The organism is Nocardia asteroides, from assembly GCF_021183625.1.
Classification (GTDB): Bacteria; Actinomycetota; Actinomycetes; order Mycobacteriales; family Mycobacteriaceae; genus Nocardia; species Nocardia asteroides_A.
Window position 1 is genome coordinate 4,589,924 of the sequence record NZ_CP089214.1, and the last position, 25,550, is coordinate 4,615,473.

24 protein-coding genes are annotated in these 25,550 nt (G+C 64.9%); 10 read left to right on the forward strand and 14 right to left on the reverse strand.

The window, feature by feature from the left end:
• Window positions 1-83 precede the first annotated feature (83 nt).
• Entirely contained in the window at window positions 84-830 is a 747-nt protein-coding gene (locus LTT61_RS21860; protein WP_233015927.1) for a hypothetical protein, read from the reverse strand.
• Window positions 831-1,894: 1,064 nt separating this feature from the next.
• On the opposite strand from LTT61_RS21860, the gene LTT61_RS21865 reads away from it, so the two are divergent.
• Both LTT61_RS21865 and LTT61_RS21870 read left to right on the forward strand, forming a co-directional pair.
• Window positions 1,895-5,341: a hypothetical protein gene (locus tag LTT61_RS21865; RefSeq protein ID WP_233015928.1), complete on the forward strand. Its 3,447-nt coding sequence runs from the start codon at window positions 1,895-1,897 to the stop codon at window positions 5,339-5,341.
• Window positions 5,342-5,467: 126 nt separating this feature from the next.
• A complete protein-coding gene (locus tag LTT61_RS21870; protein ID WP_233015929.1) occupies window positions 5,468-5,905 on the forward strand; it encodes a DUF4231 domain-containing protein in 438 nt (145 codons plus the stop codon).
• Here LTT61_RS21870 and LTT61_RS21875 read toward each other — a convergent pair.
• From LTT61_RS21875 to LTT61_RS21915, 9 genes are all read right to left on the reverse strand, one after another.
• The gene (locus LTT61_RS21875) at window positions 5,902-6,819 is read right to left on the reverse strand and encodes a toll/interleukin-1 receptor domain-containing protein (RefSeq protein WP_233015930.1); all 918 of its coding nucleotides are present in this window, start codon (window positions 6,817-6,819) and stop codon (window positions 5,902-5,904) included. The two genes, LTT61_RS21870 and LTT61_RS21875, sit on opposite strands and share 4 nt — an antisense overlap.
• A gap of 443 nt (window positions 6,820-7,262) precedes the next feature.
• Window positions 7,263-8,816, reverse strand: coding sequence for a class I tRNA ligase family protein (locus tag LTT61_RS21880; RefSeq protein WP_233015931.1), 1,554 nt, complete (start codon window positions 8,814-8,816; stop codon window positions 7,263-7,265).
• Between the two features lie 36 nt (window positions 8,817-8,852).
• Window positions 8,853-10,667: a glutamine--fructose-6-phosphate transaminase (isomerizing) gene (gene glmS / locus LTT61_RS21885; protein WP_233015932.1), complete on the reverse strand. Its 1,815-nt coding sequence runs from the start codon at window positions 10,665-10,667 to the stop codon at window positions 8,853-8,855.
• Between the two features lie 41 nt (window positions 10,668-10,708).
• Window positions 10,709-12,613: an aminotransferase class III-fold pyridoxal phosphate-dependent enzyme gene (locus LTT61_RS21890; RefSeq protein ID WP_233015933.1), complete on the reverse strand. Its 1,905-nt coding sequence runs from the start codon at window positions 12,611-12,613 to the stop codon at window positions 10,709-10,711.
• An 8-nt stretch (window positions 12,614-12,621) separates the two neighbouring features.
• Entirely contained in the window at window positions 12,622-13,782 is a 1,161-nt protein-coding gene (locus tag LTT61_RS21895) for a hypothetical protein (protein ID WP_233015934.1), read from the reverse strand.
• 132 nt (window positions 13,783-13,914) lie between these two features.
• On the reverse strand, window positions 13,915-14,427 hold the full coding sequence (locus LTT61_RS21900; protein WP_233015935.1) for a hypothetical protein: 513 nt from the start codon (window positions 14,425-14,427) through the stop codon (window positions 13,915-13,917).
• A 142-nt stretch (window positions 14,428-14,569) separates the two neighbouring features.
• Window positions 14,570-15,007: a DUF4254 domain-containing protein gene (locus LTT61_RS21905; RefSeq protein ID WP_233015936.1), complete on the reverse strand. Its 438-nt coding sequence runs from the start codon at window positions 15,005-15,007 to the stop codon at window positions 14,570-14,572.
• Window positions 15,007-15,366 carry a DUF4254 domain-containing protein gene (locus LTT61_RS21910; RefSeq protein WP_233015937.1) on the reverse strand — a complete coding sequence of 120 codons (360 nt, stop codon included), beginning with the start codon at window positions 15,364-15,366 and terminating at the stop codon, window positions 15,007-15,009. The genes LTT61_RS21905 and LTT61_RS21910 overlap by 1 nt, the downstream gene beginning before the upstream one ends.
• 205 nt (window positions 15,367-15,571) lie before the next feature.
• Window positions 15,572-15,784, reverse strand: a complete 213-nt coding sequence (locus LTT61_RS21915; protein ID WP_233015938.1) for a hypothetical protein — start codon at window positions 15,782-15,784, stop codon at window positions 15,572-15,574.
• 258 nt (window positions 15,785-16,042) lie between these two features.
• Between LTT61_RS21915 and LTT61_RS21920 the strand changes: the two genes are divergently transcribed.
• Entirely contained in the window at window positions 16,043-16,930 is an 888-nt protein-coding gene (locus LTT61_RS21920) for a helix-turn-helix domain-containing protein (RefSeq protein WP_233015939.1), read from the forward strand.
• 8 nt (window positions 16,931-16,938) lie between these two features.
• Window positions 16,939-17,289 (forward strand): DUF397 domain-containing protein, encoded by a 351-nt coding sequence (locus LTT61_RS21925; RefSeq protein ID WP_233015940.1) that lies wholly within the window; start codon window positions 16,939-16,941, stop codon window positions 17,287-17,289.
• Here the strand turns inward: LTT61_RS21925 and LTT61_RS21930 are convergent.
• Complete coding sequence (locus LTT61_RS21930) at window positions 17,286-17,777, reverse strand: LOG family protein (RefSeq protein WP_233015941.1); 492 nt, start codon at window positions 17,775-17,777, stop codon at window positions 17,286-17,288. The genes LTT61_RS21925 and LTT61_RS21930 overlap by 4 nt on opposite strands.
• 8 nt (window positions 17,778-17,785) lie before the next feature.
• A complete protein-coding gene (locus LTT61_RS21935) occupies window positions 17,786-19,069 on the reverse strand; it encodes a hypothetical protein (RefSeq protein ID WP_233015942.1) in 1,284 nt (427 codons plus the stop codon).
• A gap of 615 nt (window positions 19,070-19,684) precedes the next feature.
• On the opposite strand from LTT61_RS21935, the gene LTT61_RS21940 reads away from it, so the two are divergent.
• The 6 genes from LTT61_RS21940 (at window position 19,685) to LTT61_RS21965 (ending at window position 24,160) form a co-directional block, all read left to right on the forward strand.
• Entirely contained in the window at window positions 19,685-20,668 is a 984-nt protein-coding gene (locus tag LTT61_RS21940; protein WP_332909197.1) for a cytochrome P450, read from the forward strand.
• Window positions 20,665-21,891 (forward strand): cytochrome P450 family protein, encoded by a 1,227-nt coding sequence (locus tag LTT61_RS21945; protein WP_233015943.1) that lies wholly within the window; start codon window positions 20,665-20,667, stop codon window positions 21,889-21,891. The genes LTT61_RS21940 and LTT61_RS21945 overlap by 4 nt, the downstream gene beginning before the upstream one ends.
• Window positions 21,888-22,217, forward strand: a complete 330-nt coding sequence (locus LTT61_RS21950; protein ID WP_233015944.1) for a hypothetical protein — start codon at window positions 21,888-21,890, stop codon at window positions 22,215-22,217. Before LTT61_RS21945 ends, LTT61_RS21950 begins: the two co-directional genes overlap by 4 nt.
• Window positions 22,218-22,247: 30 nt before the next feature.
• Window positions 22,248-23,093 carry an SAM-dependent methyltransferase gene (locus LTT61_RS21955; RefSeq protein WP_233015945.1) on the forward strand — a complete coding sequence of 282 codons (846 nt, stop codon included), beginning with the start codon at window positions 22,248-22,250 and terminating at the stop codon, window positions 23,091-23,093.
• A gap of 70 nt (window positions 23,094-23,163) precedes the next feature.
• Complete coding sequence (locus LTT61_RS21960) at window positions 23,164-23,760, forward strand: hypothetical protein (protein WP_233015946.1); 597 nt, start codon at window positions 23,164-23,166, stop codon at window positions 23,758-23,760.
• Between the two features lie 100 nt (window positions 23,761-23,860).
• Window positions 23,861-24,160 carry a hypothetical protein gene (locus LTT61_RS21965; protein WP_233015947.1) on the forward strand — a complete coding sequence of 100 codons (300 nt, stop codon included), beginning with the start codon at window positions 23,861-23,863 and terminating at the stop codon, window positions 24,158-24,160.
• A 97-nt stretch (window positions 24,161-24,257) separates the two neighbouring features.
• Here the strand turns inward: LTT61_RS21965 and LTT61_RS21970 are convergent, their stop codons facing one another.
• Entirely contained in the window at window positions 24,258-24,524 is a 267-nt protein-coding gene (locus LTT61_RS21970) for a hypothetical protein (protein WP_233015948.1), read from the reverse strand.
• A 74-nt stretch (window positions 24,525-24,598) separates the two neighbouring features.
• Complete coding sequence (locus LTT61_RS21975) at window positions 24,599-25,345, reverse strand: helix-turn-helix domain-containing protein (RefSeq protein ID WP_233015949.1); 747 nt, start codon at window positions 25,343-25,345, stop codon at window positions 24,599-24,601.
• Window positions 25,346-25,550 lie beyond the last annotated feature (205 nt).

Consider the following 25,550-nt stretch of genomic DNA (forward strand, 5'->3'; position numbering starts at 1 on the left):
CCGCCCCCTTGCTCCCAGACCTGCTGAGAGCAAACAAACCTCGCGCCCGATTCACCCCAGCCCACTCCCGCAAGCGTGCGGTGTCAGGGCAGCTCGAGGTCGCCGGGCCCGGCCGGGACGATCTGGTATTCGTCGGGCAATCCCAGGTCGAAGTCCATGAACCCGCCGCTCGACACCCCGGGGCTCCCGGTCAGGAAGTTGCGTCGGACCGTGAGCGCCTCATACAGAGGTCCGGCGTCGGTGAGTTCCCAGAGCGAGGCGTCGCCGCTGGTGATGGAGACTCCGGTGGCAGCAGCGATGGTCTCGGTCCCGGTCAGTGCGGTGGCTGGGTCCAAGGCGATGCGGGCGGTGGTGCCGCTTTCGCGGGCGATGACAATCGTGCAGGCAGCGAATCGGCGGACGGTGGTGACGATCTGCCACTCGTTGCGCCAGACGTTCGCGGCTGCGAGGGCGAGGAGGGCCTCGCGGAGGGGTGCGCTGTGCCGGTACTCCTCGGTGCTACCGGTGCGGGCGGCGAAGATGAACGAGGACTCCGCAGTGAACCGCAGCGCCGCGCTCGCGCCAGGGATTCCGGTGGTGGCGACGAAGTCGATCGTGGCGCCGCGCTGCAAAGTCACCGCGGCCGGGCCGGTGCGGCTGCTGATGGCATGCCGAGTTCCGGGCGCGAGTTTCGCGAGGGTGGCCTCGACGGTGAGGATCCCGGTCCGCGAGTCCCGGGACACGATGTCACCAACCCGCAGCGGCCGGTCCGGTAGCCAGGTCGCCAGCATCCCCTGGTTGTCGAACAACGCCCGTCCGTAGACGGACCCAGCAGAACGCGCCATCCCCACTCCTCCGCTGCGAGATCAGCCCTCGACCAACGAACAGTGCACCACACCCCAGAACCACGGCAAACCCGCACGAGACAGCTGCAGTATCTCGAAGACGGTTGGGTACGGCTGCTCGGCTGACCGCTACGTTCCCATGTTCGCTGCGCCCTACTACCTCACAGAGGGGAACGCGACTGACCTGCGGTTTCGTGACGGCGGGCTTCGTCGGGCTCGCTAAAATGGACTGTTGACCTGCCAAACCAGTGTCACAGGTTGTGCCCTCGGCAGGACACGCAGAACATGGGCAACCACAAAACGCCTGGTCGTCGTGGATTCCTACTCAATCTAGCAATGCAGGGCCGCTCGTGCGGGCTGGTACCTGGTCCCACCTTCGATGTGCCCGCGCGGCGGGCACGTCGAGCGTGGGAACGGGGCAAACCAACGGTTGAGGGACGGCGGTTGGTTATTCACGCTGAATACCGGCTGTAGGCGAATGACTCGCCGCTCTGACAGCGAGTCGCTGTACTTGCGTGTCTACTTCTGCCGTGCTTATCGCGACGATAGAGACAACTTGTATTCGGCCTCAACCCCGGCGGCTCGACGACATCGGCAGGGAAACCTTAAGTAGCGTCGGTGTACTCGGGAACCGAGGACGTCGTCGTGCTCGGGCCGAGCCATCGGCGATCGTGGTGAGTGAATCGACGTCCTCGGTCGCCTCCACGGAGATCTGGCTGATTCCGGGGAGGTAACGAGCGAGTTTGACGTTGCCAGCATCAAGATCAGGGTGCGATGTCTGAACGGGATGCTGCCCGGCCAGACCGCCCCGAACGCCGGAGCCAACCGCCGCTCCTCCGGACGCGTTGTCCAGGTGTCGGCACTCTCTTGTCCGTGCGCCCCCGGTTCCCGTTCCAGGTGACCATGGGCAGCGACTACGACCTCGCTTCCACTCGGGGTCAACCGCGCGCAGACGGAGAGACCATCCCATCCCCCCATGCGCTGGCTCGACCTGTACTATCCGTTCGTCTTCGGGATACCCTTCGTCTTTGAGTATGCACTTTCCGCCGAACACTGATCGAGGTTACCGCATGAGTATCACCGTTCAGAACGTCAAGGTGCTGTGGGCGAAAGCCTACAACCAATGCGCCTTTCCCAGCTGTCAGCAAGAATTAACGCTGGAGTCGGTGGACGCAACAACGGGTGCGGTGAGGACAACGCCGGTTGGCGAACAAGCTCACATACGTTCCTACAAGCCGGATGGTCCACGGTACGACTCCAGCTATCCAGCCGAAAAGCTCCACAGCTACGAGAATTTAATCTTGTTGTGCCCGACACATCATCAGAGGGTTGATGCGAACGGAGGCGCAGAATTCACTGTCGATGACCTCTTAGAGATGCGCAAGACGCACGAAGCCCAAGCGAAGCGCTGCGACGAGATCGACAGGACTATTCAGAAGTACATGGCGCAACAATATGGTGCCGATAATAAGGTGCTGTTCGAGCAGGTCGACCTCAACGGGCCAAGTGTCGACTCGCTCTTTGTTGACGTTCCGTTCGCCTGTCGGCTGGATGCCAATGTCGCGGAATTAATGCAGTGTATCGCCGAGACTTATCCTGGTGACATCGCGTTCGGTGATGACGCCGACGGGCATATCGTGACCGGTGCAGCTCAAGCGCTGCTGCACCCGGAGTGGCGTGGCAATGCGCTTCTAGTAGGCGGTCCTGGACAGGGAAAGTCAACTTTACTTCAGTACGTCTGCCAGTTCCATCGCGCTCGACTGCTCGCACGGCAAGAATACACCGGTGAAGACCAAAAACTTGGCCAGCTCACGACAGTCTATCGAGTCCCAATTCGGTTAGACCTGCGGAAGTACGCCATATGGGCGAGCCGACACCGTCGCAACCCTTCTACGAAAGGTAGTAAGAACAAGGGTGGGAGAGCCAAGACGAAGACGCTGAGATGGCCCACGATCGAGGAGTACATGGTCGTGGAGGTCTCGCGAAACAGTGGTGGACGTGCGTTTTCGGTGGAGGACTTGGGACTTCTGATCTCCACTCGACCGGCTCTCGTTGCCTTCGACGGCCTTGATGAGGTGGCCAACCTCATGTACCGCGAAGAGGTAAGTTCCCAGATTGTCGACACTCAGCGCCGACTCGCTGTCGACGCAGCTGACCTTCATGTATTAGTTGCGACACGCCCTGGTGGCGCCACCTCGGCGCTTTGGTCGTCGCCCGACTTCCCGCGTCTAAATTTGCAGAAGCTTACGCACGGCCTGCGGGTGCAGTACCTTCAGCGATGGGCGAAAGTCGCAAAGCTATCCATTGAAGCGGCGAATAAGCTACAGCGGACGTTCATGGAGAATCAGAATGTGCCGCATATTCGGGAGCTGGCGTCCTACCCGATGCAGCTGGCCATACTCCTCCACCTCTTGCATCGGCGCCAGCTGCTTCCGCAACGGCGCACAGAGTTGTACGGCGAGTATCTGAAGACGTTTCTGGATCGTGAGCAGGGCGAGGAGAAGGAGCCGCTGCTCGCTGAGGAGCGTCAGGTTATTGAAGACATTCACAGTTATATCGGATGGTACATCCAGACCCAAGCGGAAGAAGGGAAGAGCTCCGGCTCAATTAAGCGCGCAGATCTAAAGGCGCTTCTACGAAAGCATCTCGACGGTCGAGACGACGGGCAAAAGCTGGCGGAAGATCTGTTTTCCGCATTCACCACGCGCGTGCTTTGCCTCGTAGAGCGAGACCCCGGTTATTTTCAGTTTGAGGTGCAGTCACTTCGAGAGTATTTCGCTGCGATTTACATTTTCGATGAGGTGGACCGCAACCTGCGTGACGACTGTCTCGTTGCCCTGCTGAAGCGTCCGTATTGGTCCAACGTCTGTCGTTTTCTGGTCGGAAAATACTCCAAGGGCGAGATACGCGGAATGCGCTCTGTGCTACAGGATCTATCAAAAGACAAGAATTTGGGGCTGCACCCATTGTTGCGTTCGACCGCTGCCCTATTTTTAAATGACCGAAGCTACGAGGGGCAAAAAGACGAACCTATCCAGGAGATTGTGGATTTCATACTGTGTGGACCAGGTGTAATCCTGGCCGAGGATGGACTTCTCGATGTCGCAGGGTCGGGGCTTCATCTATCGGAACGGGCTGGTCGCATTCAAGCTGTGCGGCACCTCAAGGCGCGATTGGAGGCCGAAGCGGAGCCCCAAACTCGTGCAGCTGCGGCGGCCAGTCTGCGCCGTCATGCCGAGGGCGACGACCTAGCGAGCTGGTGGTGGGAACGATTCAACTCGACCTGGAGGTGGCTGCAGACAGCGAGCCACCTCTACGTCCTCGGTGGGCTTCTCCCCGATGCCGAGGCACGGCTAGCGCAGCTATTAGCAACGAGCGACTCGGGAGAAGACTGGGCAGCGCAGCTTCTGGTAGCAGGCGGCTTCGACGGTTCGTCCGATGACGTGCTTCGAATCGTGATGCGAGACGTTAACGACGGCGCGGTTGAGGTGCTCAAATTAGTTGACCGATCTACCCCGGCCGGTCGCATACTGACCGGCGCAAAGATGGCGACGCTCCGCCGACCGGGCGGCGGTGGAGCGGCGGCGACCAGGACGCGGTTCCGAGGAAAAGGCGAAGCGTTGGTGCTCTCCTCGGTAACCGACGTGACTGCGGCGCTGCGTGATTGGTCTCCTGTTACGGCAACGGATAGTGAATGGCTCCAGCAACTGATCCGTATCGCCGATGTTTGGAGCGACGGTTGGATCTTGCGGCAGGCAATCGCGGCGATGCCAGAGGGAACCTCACTCAGCACGATGGCCTTGGCCATAGACTCTAGGCACCCTGAACTACAGGTGGCGCTCAATACAGAAGCTGAGGCACGTGACCACCGGGGTGATCACGAATGGTGGAGGCAGCAACTCCTCGCCGCTGTCGATGACTTTGCGGTGCGCCACTGGGTCTTCTCCCTACTGACGTGTGCTCACTCTTCTGTGGTTATCGCGTTGGCAACCGACCTTAGTGAAGTCGTCGACCGCATCGCGGCGAAGTATTATACGGCTATCTGGACAGCGGTCCATGCATCCTGCCAAGTGTTGGTAGGTCGCAAATTGATGCTCCATGAAGCATTGCGGATGAATCGGGTAACCTTCTCGGCTAAGACGCTCTGGTTACTATACGCGGCATCGACTGAGGAAAGCGCCGAGCAAATTAGCAAACGCCTGGCTCACTCGTTCGAAGCGCTGCTAGAAGCTGATGTAGGTGACGTGCGTGAATTTATATCCATCGTTGGCAACATGAAACTGCTCAAATTCGAGGTATTTCGTAAGCATCGCACATCACTTCCGATTGCCGGTTGGGCGAGCAGCGTGAAGATCGGGGTGTTGAGCAGGAACGTTGCTGACGAAGTTCTGCGTCGACCGCAGGAATGGCCAAGCGACCTGGTTCAACGTGCCGTAGAGGTCATTGAAGACCGGGTGCTGGCCGAGCTCACTCCGATTGCCCAGGTTGCCGAGGCTGATAACTGGTTCGGAAATTGAAATAGTTGACGGCGATGATGGACGGGATCGCTCGGCGAGCTGCTGTAGCCAGATTTCAGACAGCGATCTTTTCGCGTCTTCTGCCCTTGCCTCCTATTAGCGGATTGCGAAAGGAATGCTGAAGAATTGAAGCCTGAAACCACTTCATACGCAGAAGGGGTAGCCAGTGCCTCTTATTATTGGTATAAAAAAGCTGCAATCAAAGCGAGGCGATTACATAGAGTCAGTGAGCTGTCTCAGCTCATACTGTCTGCGGCAATACCAGTTTGTGCCGTTATTCTTGAGGGGAATACGATACTATCAGCAGTCTTGGGCAGCCTGCTGGTAGTCATCACAGGGCTAAAATCGTCTTTCCATTGGCACGACGACTACCTGCGTTTCAGCCAAGCGCGGGAGGCGGTGGAGGCGGAGCGGCGGCTGTATGCAACCGGTTCTGAACCATACGACGATGTCAGCAAACGCGATCAAGTTCTCGTTAAGATTCTTACTTCTATTGAACAAAGAGAAATGGGTTTCTGGTTACGCAAAGCGAAATCTCGTAAAGCTGCTGCTGATTCTCCTTAGATTGTATTCTGGCCTTCGTCAAGTCCAGGCATGAATCGGTACGAGTTCTCGCCGATCTTTACTAGAGCAGCGACGCGCAGCAGATCGACGCGGTTCTCGGTTGCGACCTTTGCTATGACGCACTTGTCATCGGAATCGACACTGAGTCCGACTATTTTTCCGACTCGATCTTCCTGCCCCTCTCTCGGGATGATCACGTCCGCATCTGCGTAATCGTTGGGGTCTACTAATTCCGACCATTTAGTAGGACGCGTCCGGAGTGTTTCAGCTAGCATGCGCTGACGTCGCGAAGAGACGGTTACCGCCTCCACCAGTCTTCTGGTGTTTGCTGTCGTTTCCTCGTCCCTTCTTTCAATCGCTCGAACTCGTTCCAGAATTTCCGCCAGAATATCCGCATCGGTGCGGGCAGGCACCTTCGCCTTATCGCTGTTTTCGGCCTTAGCTATAATCTCCTCTACCTTGATTTTCAGGTCGGGCCATATCCTGTCGAATACCGGATTGAGTACGTCTATAGACAGGGGACGATTGCAATGCTCATTGATGCTCATAATCAGCGACCAGACATCATCTCGGTCGGTCGCAGTTGTGTGCTGGAACTCCGAAAGGGGTCCCGTGACATCACTTGGCGTTATATCGATAAGTAGAGTGCGGACTCGCGAACCCGTCGCCTTCGCTAAAGCGCCAGCCTCGAAGTTCAACCACTCGGACGACTGGTTATCGCGAGTCACGCAAACTATTGCCTGACCGGTGTCGCCTAGTTTGTTAGATAGTTCCGGACTCCATCTCGCGCCCTTCTCTATCGAACTCTTGGACATGAATGGTTCGAGTTCCTGAATGACTTGCTGAAGCCAGATTCGCAGAAACTGCGCCAACTCTCCTGCGGTGTCACCTGACCAGCTGATGAAGATATGCAACTGTCTTTCTGCCCCTTCTCAGGTCCGCTGTCCACCGTCGTGCGGAGGCTATGATGTGCTTAGCAGTAGCCCCGACACTATCCTCGCACATGCAGAGCGCCAAATTGATGCCTTTCATCTGATGTCCGGTACCGAGTCCTGATCGCGACAGTGAAGTCCGAGTATTTGGGCCTGGCGCTGAAGTCTCAGTAACCATCACAACAGTCGAAGGTGTTAATGGGAGTTTGGGCCCGCCTCTGTCGTGCGCAGAGGCGGGTGGCAAAGATCTTACACGGAGTAGTCACTCGCGGATGTGGGGGATGCTGATCAGACCGGGCCGAAAGCTCTGATCAGCGATTCGCGATACAGTGCTGTCGGCGTAAAGATGAACCTGCTGGTATGTTAAACAAATCGGCTGACCTCGCGCGCCTGGAATCTTGTGGTGGCAACCCTTGTATCGGCCATCATCGGGAATGGCGTGCATACGGAGCGATCTCGGAAACGGTGGCTAATGAGGTGGAAGCGGCGGCGTTGGGGGCGCCGGGGGTTGGTTGTACCTGCTGGTCGCGGAGGCTAGCGAGGCTAATTCGCCGGCCGAGACCTAGAGCTGCCCATAATGTTTCGGCCATCTGCGGAAGGAGGGGAGTGATCAGGAGTGCTGTACCAGTGAGCCAGACGGTCGCTTCGTGCGGGTCGTCGGTATTGAGTGCCTCTGTGAGCATCCACGCGCGGGCTATCGCTGTTGCTTCGGTGAGATCGACGTGAGGCGGTTGGAGGCTGTGGCGCTGCCGGTCTAGCTGGCCAGCGATCAGTTCGAAATCGGTACTGCCGAGGGTGGTCGCTCGGATTGAGCCTAGGGCCGTTTCCAGCCGCCGGTTGTGCCACTTGCGCAGTTCGTTGACCTGCTCTGTGAGGAGAGGGAGGTCGATGTCGCCGACGTAATGGTCAAGGGGGATCTGCGCGAGGGCGTAGCGGAGTTCGTCGGTGGTGATGCTGGTGTTGTCGATAAGGTCGCTGATCCAGATGCCATGTTGTTTGCTGGTGGAGCATTTGCGGCCTTCGAAGTGGACCATGTGGTTGATCACCGTATGGTCGAAGGGCTTCAAGCCCGCTGGCGCGGCGAGGATTTGAGGTGCGACGAGTCCGGCGATGGAGTTGTCGGTGCCGAACAGTCCGACGACGGTGGTCGCTGAGTTCGGGGCGAAGGCGTTGCCGCTCGTGCGGTGGTGGAGTTGGCCGCAGTAGAGGCTGTAGGCGTAGTAGGTGTTGGCCAGCACGGTCCCGGGTTCGAGGTGGTCGCTGGTAATGCCCCAGCTGCCGGGTTGGGTGAGCCGGATTCGCGCAGTGGAGCGCTGCAGGTAGGTGTGGGGCGCGGTGAGGAACTGCTCGGCCAGGCCGGTGGCGCGTAGCCGGTCGATGACGCGGTCGGGATCGTCGGGGTAGGCGAACCAGCTGAGCTGGTCGTCCCAGCGGATCGGTTCGTCGGTGAGACGGCTGTAGGGGTCGCGGAGTTCATCGGGGTGGAAGTGGTCGCCGCAGGTGGTGCAGGTGTTGCCTCCGGCGGGCGCGTCGCAAGTGGGGCAGCGTCCGGCGATCCACACTCCGAGCAGCTGTCGCCCGCTCTCGGCACCGACCGGAATACGTTCGACGCCTTGGCGGGCGGCACCGCTGGCGCGGAGGGTGGCGAGCAGGTGCTCGTGGAGCTTGCGGTAGGGGCCGCGGTGCTCATCCGCGAGCGGGTCGATCCATTGGTCCAGCTCGACGCCGAGCGCGCGCAGGTCGTGTTCGATCCCGGTGTGGTATTCGCGGCAGGTTTGTTCGGGGGTGCGGTCGGAGCTGGTGGCGGCGAGTACCCAGTTCTCGTAGGCGTCGGTGCCTGTGATGATGGCGGCGGTGTGGCCGTCGCGGCGCAAGGCACGTGCGATGGCGTCCGCGCGCAGGTAGGGGCCTGCGCCGTGGCCGATATGTAGTCGTCCGTTGGGTGTCGGGCACATCGGTATGAGCAGCCAGTCGGCCACAGCACAGCCCCCCTGTGTTGTGTTCGGTTCGGTGGGTTAGCGGACGGTGACCGACTTGGCCAGCGAGCGCGGTTGGTCGATCTCGCGGCCGAGGTCGAGGGCGCAATAGTAGGCCAGGAGCTGGCCGGCGACTAGCTGGATGACGAGGTCGGCGATGTCGTCGCCGTGGTAGGGCAGCGGGAGGTATTCGGTGAAGACGCGGAGGTCGTCGGCGGGTACGTCGGCGGGCCCGATGCCGATCACGGGGCCCTTGCGGGCGGCGATCTCGCTGACCGCGGCGAGGGTTGCGGCGTAGCGGTCGGGGGCGTCGGTGTGCGAGGGCAGCAGCGCGACGGTGTAGAAGTCCTCGTCGATCAGCGAGATGGTTCCGTGCTTGAAGAACCCCGAGGCCATGCCTTCGGCGTGGTGGTAGTTCACCTCTTTGAACTTCAGCGCGCTTTCTTGCGCGGCGGGGTAGAGGATGCCCCGGCCGAGGAAGAACCAGTCCTCGACGTGGCTGTACTTGGCGGCAAGCGCCTGCACCGAGGTCGAGGCGGTCGCGATGAAGGTGGACAGCGTCTCGGGCAGCCGGGCCAGCGACTCCTCGTGCGCGGCGTAGCTCTCGGCACTCAGCGTGCCGTTGGCCCGGCCGGTCTCGAGGGCGAGCCGGGCGAGCAGCACGACCTGGCTGACGATGCTCTTGGTGGACAACACGCAGATCTCCGGCCCCGAGCCCTGCGGGAGCCGGTGGGTGGCGAGGCGTTCCTGGGTGGAGCTGGGCACGTTGCAGATGCTGGTCAGGATTGCTCCGGCGTCGAGCGCTGCCCGGCAGATCTCGAGGGTGTCGAAGGTCTCGCCCGACTGCGACAGCGCCACCAGCGGATCACCGGGACCCAGCACGGCCAGGTACTCGGCTTCGTCCGAAGGCAGCGCGGTCGCGCGCAGCCCCGCGAGGCTTTTCAGCAGGTACTGGCCCATCGAGGCGACATAGAACGCGCTGCCCGCGCCGATCAGGGTGACCGGGCGATCCGCGGGCAGCACGGAGGCGAACCGCTCGGCAGCAAGCTCAGAGGCCGACACTACGGCCGCCGGGGTCTCGTGGATCTCCTTGATCATCCAGTGCGGGTACTCGCCCTTGTCGGCGCGCTCCTGGCGCCCGGCCAAGCGCGTGAACTCCCGGTCCACCGGCGCCAGAGCACCGTCGACGGGGGCGTAGACCTGCGCGGAGTCGGCGTGCACGGCGACGATGTCGCCGTCGTCGAGGAACAGCACGTCGTTGCTGATGCCGTCGAGGGCCATCTGATCGGAGGCCAGGATGCCGCGCTGACCGTCGAAGGCGACGACCAAGGGGCTCTTGTGCTTGGCTCCCCACACGGTGCCGGGCTCGGAGACGCTGATCACCGCGAGCGCGTACTCACCGGAGAGCGCGGCGGTGGTGGCGGCGATGGCGTCGCGCATCGAGGCGCCCTGTTCGAGGTGGCGGGCGATGAGGTGGGCGGCGACCTCGGAGTCGGTGTCGCTGGCGAAGCTCACCCCGCTGGCTTCGAGTTCGCGGCGCAGCTGCAGGTGGTTCTCGATGACGCCGTTATGCACGATGGCCACCGCGCCGTTGTAGGACAGGTGCGGGTGGGCGTTGGCGGCGGTGACACCACCATGGGTGGCCCAGCGCGTGTGGCCCAATGCCAGGGATGCCTCCGGGAGCTCGCTGAGCCGTCCTTCGCGTAGCGCCTTGCCGATGGAACCGGTGTCCTTGACCACGGCCAGGGAGTCGTCGGTGAGGGCGGCCAGGCCCCAGGAGTCGTAGCCGCGGTACTCGAGCACCGCCAGCTGGTCGGCGGTGCGCCCGGTCACGGTGTTCTGGGGTGAGGTCATCCCCACGATGCCACACATATTTGGTCGGTTCCTCCGTCGGTCTACGAGCAAGAATCAGTCTGCGGAACCAGCCGCGACAATGCGGCCCACAGTAACCCCGCGTATGCCTGCGCGGTATCCGAGCCGTCATGGATTGGGCGCGCCGGGTCGCGGTAGAACTGTGCCAGCCGCTCCCACGCCCGCGCGCAGCGGGTGATCCCGTGCCGGTCACTCATCGCATCGAGCAGCCGGAACAGCAGATCCTCCCGGACGGGATTGTCCTCCGGGACCGCGACCAAGGTCTGCAGGATCGTGAACGCTTCTTCGAACGCGCACGCATCGTGGTGAGGACCGTCGAAGCCGAGCTCGAAATCGATCAGGACAATATCAGACCGCTCGGTCACTATTGCGTTGCCCGGCCACCGGTCGCCGATCGCGATGCCGTGGTCGTGGGCGCGGGTCACCAGCTCGTAGTGGCGTAGCACCAGCCCGTTGATCAGGCCGGGGTCGGTGCCGGGATCGCCCAGGACGGTGTGCAGCGCCCGGCCCGGCACCCAGCCCTGGTCGACCGCCTCGGCGCCCTCGACGGGGTAGCAGATTGCTGCGGGCACCCCGATGCTGTCCAGCCGAGCACTCAGCTCGTACTGCTGGCGAGGGCCACGGCCGATCGGCTGCACCCCCGGGGCCGCTGTCCGCAGCAGTGCGTCGACGTAGCCGACGTAGGGGTGGGCCCGGATGTCGCGGCGAACGACACAACGCCGCCCGCCTTCGGAGTGCACGTGCTCCGAGGTGCACACGGTGCCCAGCTCATCAGCGGTGGCGGTGCTGATCGCCGCTACCTGTGACAGCCCTCGACGCAGGTGGGCGACGTCGAGGACCAGCGGCGGTTTGATCAGCAAGCGCCTGCCGCGATCGGTGAGGCGGACGAAGACCCCGGCCTGCCCGGCTTGCGCGGCTACCTGGGCGGCCCAGGTCTCGGCCAGCCGCGGCGAGCCCAGCGCGACCGAGGCGATCAGCCCCTGGCAGCGAACCTCGAAACGGTCGGACGGAAACTGCCCGGCCAACAGGTCGGCGAAGTCCAGTGCACGCTGAGCCAGCTCGGCGCGGCGGGAATCGAGATAGTCCAGCCCGGCCAGCGCCGCCGCGCACGAGACGGGATGGCCGCCGCCGGTGAACTCGGCGTCGTTGTATTGCAACACCGCCCTCAGATCGCGCCGCGCCAACACCGCAGCCAGCGGGTATCCCGCCCCCAATGCCTTCCCAAGGCAGACGATATCGGGCACCACCCCGGTCTGCTCGCTGGTGAACAGAGCCCCGCCCAACCAGCCGAACGACTGGACCTCATCGGTCACCAGCAAGGTCCCGGCCCGGTCGCAGGCCGTCCGTAACCGCCGCAGATCAGCATTGATGCCGTTCTCGGGCAGGCCGTGGGCCACCATCGCGGGGTCCAGCACGACCGCGGCGAGGTCGCGTCGTCCCGCTACCAGGCGGGTAAGGGCGGCGATGGTGGGTTCCTCCGCCGCGACCGACAGCGACCCATCGCTCAAGGCCCGGCCCCGGTGCGAGGTCGCCAGCCCCAGGGTCATGAACGATTCCCCGTGCCACGCGCCCGGAAGACAGCCAATCCGCCGCCGCCGAGTGTGCAGCAACGCCAGCTTGATCGCCGTCTCCACCGCGTCGCTGCCGTTGGTCAGCTTCGCGGCCACCGCATCGACACCAGCGGGAGCCAGGCCCGCCAGCCGGTCGCACAGCTCGAGGAACGGCACGCTCGCGAACCGCGAGGACGCGAACTCCATCTTCTTCGCCTGGCCGGCCACCGCCTCACTCACCGAAGAGAACCCGTGTCCCAGCGCGAGGTTCAAGGTCTGGGCCGATAGGTCGATGAAGTGGCGGCCGTCGGCCACGGTGAACAGCCCGCCGTGGGCCTCCACGATCGGCGGATAGCTCGGCACCAGCGCCGTCACCATGCTCCGGTTCACCGCAAACCCCCTCTTGCCAGAAGATCGCGCCCGAAGTCCTCGAGCGCGGATGTGCTCATCTCGCCATGCGCGGATCCGGCCACGATGTCGCGCAGGGCCCGCTGGTTGTAGTTCTGCCGGGCGATCAGGGAACTGTCGCCGTAGCGGGCGACCAACGCGCAGACCTCGAAAGCGACCTCGGTCGCCGAGCGCGCCACCGCTCGGACCTGCCGGTAGGCGGTTTCGTCCACCCCGCCGGGGCCAGATGCCTGCGACCACAGCTGGGTCACCGACTCCATACCCAGTGCTCGCGCCGCGTCCAGCCGCAACTGTGCTCGTGCCAGCTCGGTGATCAACCCGTCCGGCATCCGCCGGTGAGTCCCGCCATACCGTCCGCCGACGTGGGAGGTGAACGCGCGCATCGCGCCTCGCCCGACCCCCAGCGCGAAACCGAGGTGTTTGATCGCGGCTCGGCGGAATCCGAAGTACATGCCGCCCCGCTCGGGGCTCTCGACCGGGTAGGGCCAGGCCCGCGACCACGGAACCACGAGATCATCGATCCGGTAGTCGACGGTGCCGGTCGCCGCGAGCCCCGCGCCGTCCCAGCAGTCCACGACCTCGAAATCCCGTGCTGGCACAACTGCCGCCAGCTGAGGTGTCTCCGGCCAGGGACAGTACTGCGGTGACGGGCACCGGCCGATGGCCAGCACCCAGTCCGCGTACTGCGCGCCGGTGCCGAACGGCCAGCGGCCCGCGATGCGCACCCCGGATCGGGTCGGGACGAGTGTGTTGCCGAAACCGCGCTCCTGGAAGGCGATCAACGGAAACCGCCCCCCGGGCGGGAACACCGTGTCCACGGCGCTGTCGGGCAGCATCGCCGCCGCACGCGCCGTACTGCCCGCCAACGCCCAGAACAACCACCCCGTCGAACCGTCCACCGCGCTGACTGCCTCGATGAGCTCCAACTCGGTGACCGGATCCACCTGGAATCCACCCACTTCCCTCGGTGCCAGAGCAGCCAGCAAGCCCGACCCGCGCAGCGCCGACATCGCCGGGCCGGGGACCAGGCAATCGTCCTCGCCGCGGTCTGCCGCAGCCGCGAGCACACCTTCGATCTCGGCAACCGCCGCCAACAAAGCGGGGCGAGCAGGGCTGCGCTCGCCGCGAACAGCCGTCATCGACCAACCCCCGTTTCCCCTTCTGAAGAGCACATCATCTCAGCCATAGGTTTTCGTCGTCCTTCGGTTCCGCAGCAGGGCGATGTGACGGCGCTTTCGGTGCGGTGGCACCAGCGGGAGTGGGGGACATGGCTACTGCGCGCCTTCCGGTGGGGTGGCGATCAGGTCGACCAGGCCGGGCCGCGAAATCGGGGGCGCGCCGTGGGAGCGACGCCGGGGCTGGCGGGCGCTGCCGAGGACGAGATTGGTGGCGAGCGAGTCGTAGAGGCGTCCCAGGACCATGAACGCGCGCCCGAACGGTGGCTCGCCGTGGCCGTATGGCCATTTGTCGAGCAGGACCGCATACATCGTGAGCTGATCCAGCATCTCCCCGACAGTGAGCGGCTCGGCGTCGTCGGCGATCAGGATGGCCAGGTCCGGACGGTTGCCCAGGTGCCAGGTGACCTCGTCATCGATAGCGCGAGCGAGTGCTGCGGCGGTCTCGTGGACGGCCTCCCGGTGGGCGGTGAAGTTCCAGTCCCACATCAGACGCAGGTCGACTCCCTCGAACTGAAGGGTCCACAGCGTGATGAATACCCGGGTGGCGTGTTCGAGAGGGGAAACCGATGTCGCCGTCGCGTCCCACACTCCCAGCAGTCGGTCCATGCTCGGCAAGGGGTCGGGGCGATCACGGCGATCAGGGTGTGCCGACATTGCGGTGCGGTGCTCCTTCTACGAATCAACTGGACCGGCTGAACCGAACGTGTCGAGGTGCAGCCGAGCGCGGGCAGGGAGCTGGAGTTCCTCGCTACACCGAGGTCGTGGTCGTGGGTAGGCGGCGTGTTCCAGCGAACAGTTCTGCGACCAGGTCGGTGTAGGCGGTGGCGAGTTCCTCCACAAAGTCCATCGACTCGATAAACACCTCGTCGGAGGAGCCTGCCAGCGCGGTGTAGATGTAGGCGGTCAGCTGTGCGAGGCGGTCGATGACCTGGCCTATCGTCTGGGTATGCACCCGTGCTCCCACGCTCGGTTCGGGGATCACCAGATGAACCCAGGTGTCGATGGTGCTCATCAACAGCGAACGCTCGGCGTCGATCATCCTGAGCGCGCAGTGCGGGATCTGCTCACGCTGCTGGTGCAGCAACGCCAAGTCGGCCGCCGCGTCCAGCACCGGGTCATCGAAGGCCAGCCGGACGCCCCGGCAGGCAGCGAGCAAATCGAGCTTGTCCGGCATGACGGGGCGCATCAGGGCTCGTCCCGGAGGACGGGTAGCCGCAGCGAGCCCTGGATGAGCGCGTCGGCGAGATCGGTGTAGCCCTCGACCATCTCGGCCAACCGGTACCAGGCCGCGTGCACAGGAGGAGCTGCCACATCGTCCACAGTCATCAACAGGCGGTAAGCGCGGACCTGGGTACGAGCGAGGCGGTCGATGATCGAGCCCAACGTCTCGGTGTGCCACCTCGCGTCCTGGCGCGGCGGTGGTAGGTGCGCCGACACCCAGAGGTCGATCGCCAACCTTAGTTCCTTCCTGCGGCAACAACATTCGAGTATCGTCGGCTGCGCTGGCTGGTAGATACCGCCGAACTCACCGGCGAGCTGGGCCACGGGATGTGTGTCGATGTGGTGCCCGCGGACTGCCGAGCACAGCTCCTCTGCCGAGGGCAGCAGCTGCCGGCGTGGGGCTGGTGGGAAGGACATGGTTACCTGCTCGCCGATCGGGAGAGCGGGCCCCGATGCTGACGAATGACGGCGATCACGATGGCGCACGAGGGAAGCGTTGCGATAGCTGACGCCGCGACCTGTTCGGCGTTCACTGCTGCCATCCCGGCCCTGTCACCTGATCGGCCACGCCACCGGACCGCAACCGCTCGCTGGAGCTGTCCATCGTCGCCAGCCCAACCAGTTCCAGAACCGTCAGTCCGAGCAGCGAGGCGTAACCGCCGAGGGCGTCTAGTTCCTCGGCCGCACGCAGAGCAGCTTGGGCCTGGTCTTCCGACAGCGTCCGCCCAGGCAGGAAGCTCACTACCCAGTTGCCATCGCCGACACTTCGGACCGTAGGTCTCGTCTCAGTGCCGATGGGTGCCCGTCCGTTGCCAAATTGCCTGAACATGTGCCACCACCCTGCTGGTCCTGTGAGGTAATCGGCTAGGTGTTGATGTGTCCTATGAAGTAACCAGCACAGGTAATTTATCCGGTATGTATACCAACCGCAATACCTGCGATAATTAGCTCCTTGAGTCCGGTTAAGGTGCTGTCGGACGCCGTTGACAGGGAGGCTGGGATGACCGAATCGCCGCCGGAGCAGGCTCGTCGAGCTGATCCGAATGCGTTGCGGTTCCTGATCGGCCGCGAACTTCGAGATGCGCGCGAGCGTGCGAAGAAGTCCCAGCGGCAGGCCGCGGAGGTTTTAGCCTGCACGCAGACGAAGATCAACTACCTCGAATCGGGCCGCAACCAGCAGCAGCCCGCCGAGATCACCGCACTGTTGACCTTCTACGGCCAGTTCACCGCTGTCGATACGGTGCACGTTGAGCGCCTCGCTGCTCTTGCTACTCAGGCGGACCAGTCCAGCTGGCTCGCGCCGTTCGGTAGCGTCTTCCCGGATTGGTTCAAGATCTTCGTCGGGCTTGAGGGTTTGGCGAGCAGGGTTTTCACCTACGAGCAGACGTTGCTACCGGGCCAGCTTCAAACGCCGGACTACGCTGCCGCCCTTCTCGAGGGGCACCTTCGCGTCGCACCCATCAACGCGCCGCACGTAGTCGCCGCTCGCATGGCTCGCCAACGGCTGACCGGCGGTGCGAATCCGCTCGGCTTCTGTGTTGTCATCGAAGAGGCCGTCCTCGATCGCATCGTTGGCGGGCCCGCTGTCATGGCCGCCCAGCTTGAGCACGTCTTGAACCTGATGGAGCGCGAAAACGTCGAGCTGCACGTCATGCCGATCACCGTGGCTGTGCACGACGGACTCGATGGTGAGGTGATGCTGCTCGACTTCGATGACGCCCAGAGCATCGGGTACATCGAATACCCCGATGGTGCGGTCTACGTGCAGCAACCCGAGCAGGTGGCGCTGTATAAAATGGCGGCTGATCGGCTCTGTCGAGCGGCGCTGTCGGAATCCGACTCTGCGGACCTGATCAGGCGTCGCATCAGCACACTATCGGCAGGTTAGGAGCTTCGGTGAGTACCGGCGACCGCCTTCAATGGCGGACATCCAGCTACAGCGGCAACGGCGAGAACTGCGTAGAGGTCGCCCCTGGTGACACCGCGATCTACGTCCGGCACAGCAAATACCGCGAGGCCGGGATCATAGCCTTCCCTCATGCCACTTGGCCTTCATTCCTTGACGACACTCGTACGGGCACGACCAGCCATAACGCTGTAGTAGCTGTCGAAAAGCGCGGCGACGATACTGTTGTGGAGTCACTTCGTGGTGATGTGCAACTGCGGTTCGATGCCGGTGAATGGACGGCGTTCCGTGCTGGCGTCGTTGATGGGGAGTTCGACGCGACCAGCCTGAACCCGAGCTAAGGGGATGTAGCCTCCTCGTACTTAAGCGCAAGGTCGACGGCCTCCTGTGGCGTCGTGGCCGACATCGCTGCGGTGATGGGGTTGCCGTCCGCATCTTGGACGGTCCAACCTCCAATGCTCACGATGGGGGTCTCGCCGCGGCGGTTGGCCAGTGCGAGTTCGGAGAGGGTGCCCCAGGATCCGCCCACGACGATGACGGCGTCGGCGGACCAGATCAGGATGGCGTTCCGTGCTTCGCCCATGTTGGTGTAGAGCACAGCGGAGAGGCCCTCACAGGCGGCGGAGCGGTCGTCGTCGGGGCGCACACCGATGACGAGACCGCCCGCGTTGGATGCGCCTTCGGCGACCGCTGCCATCACTCCCCGCCCGCCCCCGCAGAGCACCGTCACGCCAGCTTCGGCGAGGAGCTGGCCGATCTGCCGGGCGACTTTGGCGTCGGTATCGGTGCAGTTGCGGGGGCCGCAGACGGCGATCTGGGTGGGCGGCACGTGCGCTCCTAGCTGTGGGCTGCGGTGTAGGTGCTGAATAGCTTGATTCGCTCGGGTAGGTCGCGAGTGGCGCGCGCATTCTGCGCGAGGGTGGCTACCTGCGCGGCGGTGGCCTGGACCCGTTGGATTATCGGGGTGGTGCGGAGTTCGACGGGCAAGGTGAGCACTCGGCTGAGTCGGCCGGCGGCGCCATCGAGGTCGCCCATCGCCAGGAGTGCTCGGGCGGCGTCGAGTTCCGCTGCCGCGGAGAACTCTGCTGGGCTGTCCGGGGTGAAGGTCGCCAGCGCGGAGTCGGCAAGAGTCAGTGCCATCTCGTTGTGGCGTCGGCCGCCGATGGCGAGGTGGGTTTCGGCTGCGTAGTAGAGCGCTTTGCCGGGGTCGAACCACATGACGCCGTGGCCGGACGCGGCGGCCGGGTCGACCTGGTCGATCGCGCTCATCGCGGTGTCGAGTGCGCGCAGTGCGGCGTCGGTGTCGGCGTGCGCCGCGCGGGAGCGGGCAAGCTGGCTTGCGAGGCGTAGGACCGTCGAGGGGTCGTTTTCGTCCGCGAGTCCGATGTCTGCGTAGTCTGCGGCGCGCCGGTAGTCGCTCGCCCAGTAGGCGATGTTTGCCTGTACCCAGCGCACGTAGGCGCGCAGTTGGCTGTTCTCGGCGTAGTCTGCCGCGAACCAGGCTGTTCGCGCGTGGGTTTCAGCGTCGTAGGTGCGGCCGAGGTCTGCGCAGGCGTGGGCCAGAAGGGCGCATATCTGGCCAGCGATCAGATAGAGGTCGGGCAGGTAGCGCGGGCGTTGGCGGCGGTCGAGCAGGTCGAAGATCTCGCGCCGGGCCCGGGTGAGGTCGGGAATCAGCTCCAGCGGTGACTTGGTGAGGTGGTCGGTAGCGAAGCGGCGCACGTCGGCGTGGAGTTGCTCCAGCACGGTGCCGTCGACGCCACCACCGCCACTCTTGATCCAGCGAGCGGTGTCTTCGGTGGACATGGCGATCTCCCGGTTGAGGTGCTCCACCGAGGATAGCGCCGGTGAAGGCTCGGTCGCGGTCGGCGGGGAGACCAGGGTGTCGAAGTCGAGTTGCCAGACGATCGCGGCGACGCGGCGTGCTGCTGGGCGGGCTTCGCGGGTGGTGCCTGCCATCCAGCGGTGAAGTTGGCGCTCGCTGAGCGTGACGGACTCGCCCTGTGCGCGAGCTGTGTGGTTGAAGAACGCGCACCATTCACCGACGGTGCGGGATCCGATGCGTCGGTCGGGCAGGTGTATCAGGGTTTCAAGCACGGTGCGGTGTGAGCTCGCGGCCATCCGGAATCCTCACGCTCGGTGGTGGTCTCACCCTAATCCGCTAGTGCCCCGTCTGGGCTGCTCCGCTCGCAATGTCAGAGTCCCGTCGGAGCAATGGCAGACCGATGACATTGTTGGGGCAGAGCGTTATTCGTGAAGGTAGTCGGCAACGGATCCGCGTGGCGGTTGAGTGCTGGGGGTAGCTGCCGGTGCATGGCTCGCCGCCATCGTTTCTGCGCTTGGGCCGAATCCGGCCTGATTCCGACCATCCGGAGTTCTGCTTTGAATACCGTCACGGCCAGTCCGCGCTCATCGTGTCCAGTCCGAGGTGACCTGGATACCGCACCCCCTGATATTTCTGATCTTCGCCCTGCTGCTCTCGGCGATCCTGCCGACATCGACGGCTTACGAGTCGAGCTGTTCTCGCAGGCTTTCGCTGCCGACCCGCATGGCGCGTATGAACATATGCGGAAGCAGTTCGGGCCGGTGGTCCCCGTATGGCTCGCTCCGGAAGTACCGGCGACTTTGGTGATCGGGTATCGGGAAGCTCTGGCGGTCTTGCACGATCCCGAGCGTTTCCCGGCGGACCCGTCGCGTTGGGAGCAGACCGCGCGCCGTGACAGCGAGGTGTATCCGGTGCTGGCGTCGCGTCAGAACGCCTTGCGGTCGGCGGGGCCCGCGCACGCCCGGTTCCGGGGAGCGATCGTCGGGTCGCTGGCGGGAGTGGACCTGTACTCGGTGGAGCGGGCGGTAGACCGGGCCGCCGAGGAGCTGATCCACCGGTTCTGCCAGCGGGGCACCGCCGAGCTTCGGGCCGAGTACGCCTTCCCGCTGACGGTCCTGGTGATGTGTGACCTGCTGGGCATCGAGCCCGCGGTCGCTGAGCAGGTGTGGCAGGAGATGGCTCGCATGCTCGACGGCGACGGGCAGGCCGGGGCCCGGTTCGGGGCGGCGCTGTACTCGGTGGCCCAGGACAAACGCGCCCGGCCCGGCCCGGACATGATGTCGCGGCTGATCGAGCACCCGGCCGCGCTCAACGACGGGGAGGTGGTCGATCAGACGGCGCTTCTGCTCGGTCCGGGGACCGAGCCGACCTGCAACCTGATCACCAACACGGTGCTGATGATGTTGAGCGATGACCGGTTCGCGGCCGGGGTGCTCGGGGGCGGGCTCTCGATCCGTGACGCGATCGAGGAGGTGCTCGCCAAGGACACCCCGCTGCCGAACTTCTGCATCTCCTACCCGCGCCAGCCCCGGCAGCTGGCCGGGGTGTGGCTGCCCGCCGATGCGCCGGTGGTGATCAGCATGGCCGCGTGCAACAGCGACCCCGCTGCCGCCGCCCCGGCCGCCGATGGGTGGGGTAATCGGGCGCATCTGTCCTGGAGTGCCGGACCGCACGCCTGCCCCGCCCAGGCCGTGGCGGGAGTGATCGTGGCCCGTGCGATCGAGCAGCTGCTCGACGCGCTCCCGGAGCTGGAACTCGCCGCGGACGCGCCCCCGACGTGGAGGCCCGGACCGTTCCACCGCGCGCTGGCCGAACTACCTGTCCGATTCCCCGCCGCCGATATCGGCGAGCTCGCCATGCCCCCGCTCAGGCCACACGAAGGAGCCGCCCGATGACCGACTTGACCTTGACCGGAGTCGATTTCGCCACCGAACTCGCGCAGCTACGTGCCGCCGGTCCGGCAGCACGCGTCGTGCTACCGGGCGGTGTGTGGGCGTGGGCGATCACTGACGTCGCGCTGCTGAAGTCGTTGATGACCGACCCGCGGATCTCCAAGGACGCCCGCCGCCATTGGCCGGAGTTCGATTCCGAGGCGACCCGGGCGTGGGTGATGTATCCGTGGGTGGCAGTGGCCAGCATGTTGACCGCTCACGGTGCCGAGCATTGGCGGCTGCGGACCTTGGTGTCGGCGGCGTTCACCCGCCGACGGATCGAGGAGCTGCAGCCCCGGATCGCCGCGATCGTGGCCGAGCTGTGCGACGAACTCGCGGCGGCCCCGGCCGGTGTGAGCGTGGATCTGCGGGCGGGATTCGCCGACGAGGTCCCGAGCCGGGTGATCTGCGAACTGCTCGGTGTGGCCGCCGAGTCCGCCCGGCGTCTGTGCGAGCACACGACGGCGATTCTCGACACCACCCTGACGCCCGAGCAGGCAGCCACCAACTTCGCCTCCCTGTACGCGGTGCTGGGGGAGGTGGTCGCCGACAAGCGCGCCCATCCCGGTGACGACGTCGCGACCGCGCTGATCACCGCCCGCGATGCCAAGGGTGACGGGCTCAGCGAGCAGGAACTGGGCGACACGCTGCTGCTGCTGGTGACCGCGGGCTATGAGACCACCGCTCATCTGCTCGACCAGGCGATCGTGGCGGTCCTGGCCGACCCGCAGCTGCGGATCGACCTGTTCATGGGCCAGCACGACTGGTCGGAGGTCATCGAGGAGACCCTCCGGGTGAACCCGCCCCTGATCCACATGCCGTTCCGGTTCGCCACCACCGACATCGACCTCGGCGAGGTCACGATCGGCCGCGGGGAGATAGTCCTGGCCTCCCTCGCCGCGGTGGGCCGCGACCCGAGCGTCCACATCGACCCCGATGTCTTCGACCCCGGCCGGGAGAACAAAGCCCACCTGGCCTTCGGGCACGGACCGCACTACTGCCTCGGCGCGCCGTTGGCTCGGCTCGAAGCCGAGATCGCCTTGCCGGCCTTGCTCGCGAGGTTCCCTCAGATGACCTGCGCGGTCGAGCCCGCCACGCTCGTACGCCGCCCGAGCCTCATCGTCAACGGCCACTCCGCCATCCCGGCGCTATTGACCCCGGACCGGGGCTCGGCGGTGACCGGGTGAGCGCCGCCCAGGCCGCTCTCGCGGTGCTGGTCGCGGCTCCTGTGCTGGGGTTCGCCGGGCTGCTGTGGTGGACCCGCAGCCGCCCCAGGAATCCGGCTGCCGTCACCGGGTTCCACGCGGCTCCGGTCTACCAGCTGACCGTTGACGAGGCGTACGAGCTGATGCAGCGCCACCAGCGGTGCAGCGTGATCGACTGCCCGGCCAAGGAAGCCGCCCGCACCGTGCTGGCCGCAACCCAGCCGATAGACCTCGCACTGCAACGGCAGCCGTCGCACTACCCGCAACCGCAGTGGGCGGGCCCGATCGGACCCAGGCTGGGCTCTTGAGGCTGACCTCGAACATCGAAAGGAGTCCCGGTGGTGGACAGTCCACCTGATCTCGGTGTCAACCGTGCTCACACCGCACGGGTGTGCAACCACTTGCTCGGCGGCAAGGACTTCTACGACATGGACAAGGACGCGGCCGAGCAGGTCCTCGCCGCCTTCTCTTCCGCCAGGATCGCCGCGTGGGAGAACCGCGCGTTCATGGCCCGCTACGCCCGCTACCTCGCCCTGGCTGGGATCCATCAGTTCCTCGACATCGGCTGTGGCATCCCGCATCAGCCGAACCTGCACGAGATCGTCCAAGAGGTGAACCCGGGCGCGCGGGTGGTCTACGTCGACAACGATCCGATCGTGCTCGCCCACGCCCGCGCCCTGCTCGTGGGCACCTCCGAAGGGCGCATCACCTGCATCGACGCCGACCTCACCGACTCCGGCTCGATCCTGACCGCGCCCGAGCTAACCGACACCCTGGACCTGAGTGAGCCCGTCGGGGTATCGCTGGGGGCCATCCTGCACTTCCTCGGCGACGAAGAGATGCCCTACGAGATCGTGGCCGCTCTGCGGCGGGGACTCGCGTCGGGCTCGTATCTGGGTCTGTCGCACGCGACCGCCGATTTCGACGAGCCCGGTACCGCAGCGGTAGTGCAGGTCTACCGCAAGCACGGTATCGAGGTCCGCCCGCGTACTCGTGACGAGGTCGCCCAGTTCCTCACCGGTCTCGACATCGTCGGCCCCGGGATCGTGCCCGCGCACCGCTGGCGGCCCGACAACGGCGAGGAACCCACCCGCGGCGAGGATGTGGCGTCGCTGGCGGCTCACCTCGATGCGCGAGTCTCGCTGTACGCGGGCGTGGGACGGATACCACAGGTGCGCCGATGACGATCAGCCCACCTACACCGCTGGCGACGAGACGGCCGCGGTGCGTACCCGGCCCGGCACCGGGCTCGCGATGACCATCTTGGCCACCGGGTGCTTGGTCTGCCTGCTGTTGTGGGGCGGGGCCCGGCTGATGACCTGGGACCCCTTTGGCCAGCGCATTCCGGCCCGCCGACCCGAGCGAGGCAGACACCGCGCGCGCTGGCTCGAGGCCGCTGGACACTCGCCCCGTCTCCGGGACCGCACAGCGACCACCCCCGGGGCCGACACCGGCCAGCGCCGGGGCCGCGTCACCTCGACCCGGGTGATCGTCTCGGTGGTGGCGGGTGTAGCGACCGCCCTCACCGGGGGTGCGCTGCTGGTCGAATCCTGGACCGCCTGCGTGATAGCCACCGGCCCGATCGCGGCAGCGTACATCTTCTGTGCGCATGTGCCCGCGATGACCACGCTCGCCACCATGTGGTGGCTTGTCGTTCATACAATCGCGGTGCGAATCGCAGCACCGGGGCGGGGGCGCACCGTCGGCACGATAGTGGCGGGGTGTGTGGGCAGTGCCGTGCTCATCGGGGTCTATCTGGCCTGGAAGCACGCTCCCGGCGGGGACCTCGTGCCTCTGTTCTGCGGCCCGGCAACGTCTCGCCGCGGTGGACCCGGGCATATCCTGCTGTGACCACACCCGAGACTCCTCCGGGTCGTGCCGGGCCCGCGACGCTGCTACCAGCTCGATCCATAGCCAACGACCACGCCAAAGCATCAAGGAGTCGGAAACCATGAGCGCCAGGGCAATCGGAGTCATCCGCACCGCGGCAAGTGCCGATCGCGCGAGTGATGAGGTCACGATCGCGACGCTGGCCCTCCAAGTCGGCGTGGACCTGCAGACGGTCTTGATCCTTGAGCCCGGAACCTACATGCCCACGACCCTGATGCTCTCGACCTTGCGCGAGCGGGGCGCGAACACCCTGATCGCCCCCGGTGCCGATCACCTCGCCGGAGCCGAGAACGCGGTCGCGTTGATCGCCGACCTCGTCACCCCGGCGGGGGTGGTGGCCCGGCGAGAGGTTCGCTGCTGATTGCGCTGTGCGAGAGTTCCAGTTGCGCGACTTGAGGTCGGTAGCTTCTCGCAGTGAGCGGAGGGCTCTCGGTCGTTCAGCCGACGCCACGCCGGGTCTACTGCACCGCAGGTGGGCCGATCTGCGGGTTTGTGGCCGGGCGCAGCTGGTCGGCTTTCACGGTGGTGGTGAAACTGCCGGTGATCCGGCGGACGCATCCGACGAAGTACAGCTCTACCGGGCCGCCCGCGCTGGCTCGGTAGGCGTCCTCGATGACGTCGGCGTGGCGGACCGCGTCGGGGTCGTCGGCGTCGGCGGGCGCGCCGTGCCTGGTCTCGAACCATTCCACCGGCGTGCCCGGTAGAAGATCGATGGGATCGCTCATGTGGCGAGCCTAGGCACGGTCGATGTGGCGCACCATCCGGGCCTGCGTGTGCTGCGGGCGGGAGTTCGTACGGTTCAGCCTGCGGCTGCGGCGTGGTTGTCGATGCCGACCGCGACGAGGATGTCGTCGCGGTCGGCGACCTCGCTGAGCTGGAAGCTGATCGACAGGGGCTGGGGGCAGTCGAGGGAGAGGGGGCGCAGGGTGGTCGTGCAGTGTCGGTTGTAGCTGACCTGCAGTCTGGTGCTCGCCCAGAGCCGTGCGAAGTCGTCGTCGGTCCGGAGCGTGGTCATGAGGCGTTGTGCCTGTCGTGTGTCGCGGTACCGCCCGAGGGCTGCGCGGACTGCGGTGACGCACTCGCGAGCTTCGTATTCCCAGTGCGCGACGACTCGCCGGCCGGTGCGGGAGAAGAGCCAGAGCGCGAGGTTGTCCTCCGCCTCACCGAGATCGGGGACAGCGAGATGGAAGGAGCGGTTGCCGTGCAGCACGTTCGCCAGCGGGTCGAGGTGTGCTGAGGGGACGCTCCGGAGGTCGAGTTGGTGAAGATGCGCCTGGATTCGTGGGTTGGCGAGGTGATGACGGAGTTCATCGGCGGGCAGCAGCTCGGCGGAGGGCTCCCACAGCTCGCGGGTGTGGCGTCGCTGCCACTGATCGAGCCGGTAGGCCGCGGTGAGGTTGTCGAGGACCTTGCGGGTCGGCCTGAGCTGTTGGCGTTCGATTCGTCTGAGGTATGAGTAGCTGATCTCGGCCTGCCGGGCAGCGCCTTCCTGGGAGAACCCTGCGCGGGTGCGAGCCCAGTAGAGCCACTGGTGGAGGTCCGGCATCGCGGTGTGTGCGGGAGCTGAAGGGGACGGAGTCATAGGCTCGCTTTCGACGTCGATGAACCCCCCACGCGGACATGGCATTCAAGTGAGGTGTTCGGGACGCTTCAAGCGGCATGACATTCGATGCCGACAGGACTCCGCTTCGGTGAGCGGCAGCGTTTGCTGCGGATTCTAGTGAGGCGGAACGCAGGTTGCAATATTGCGA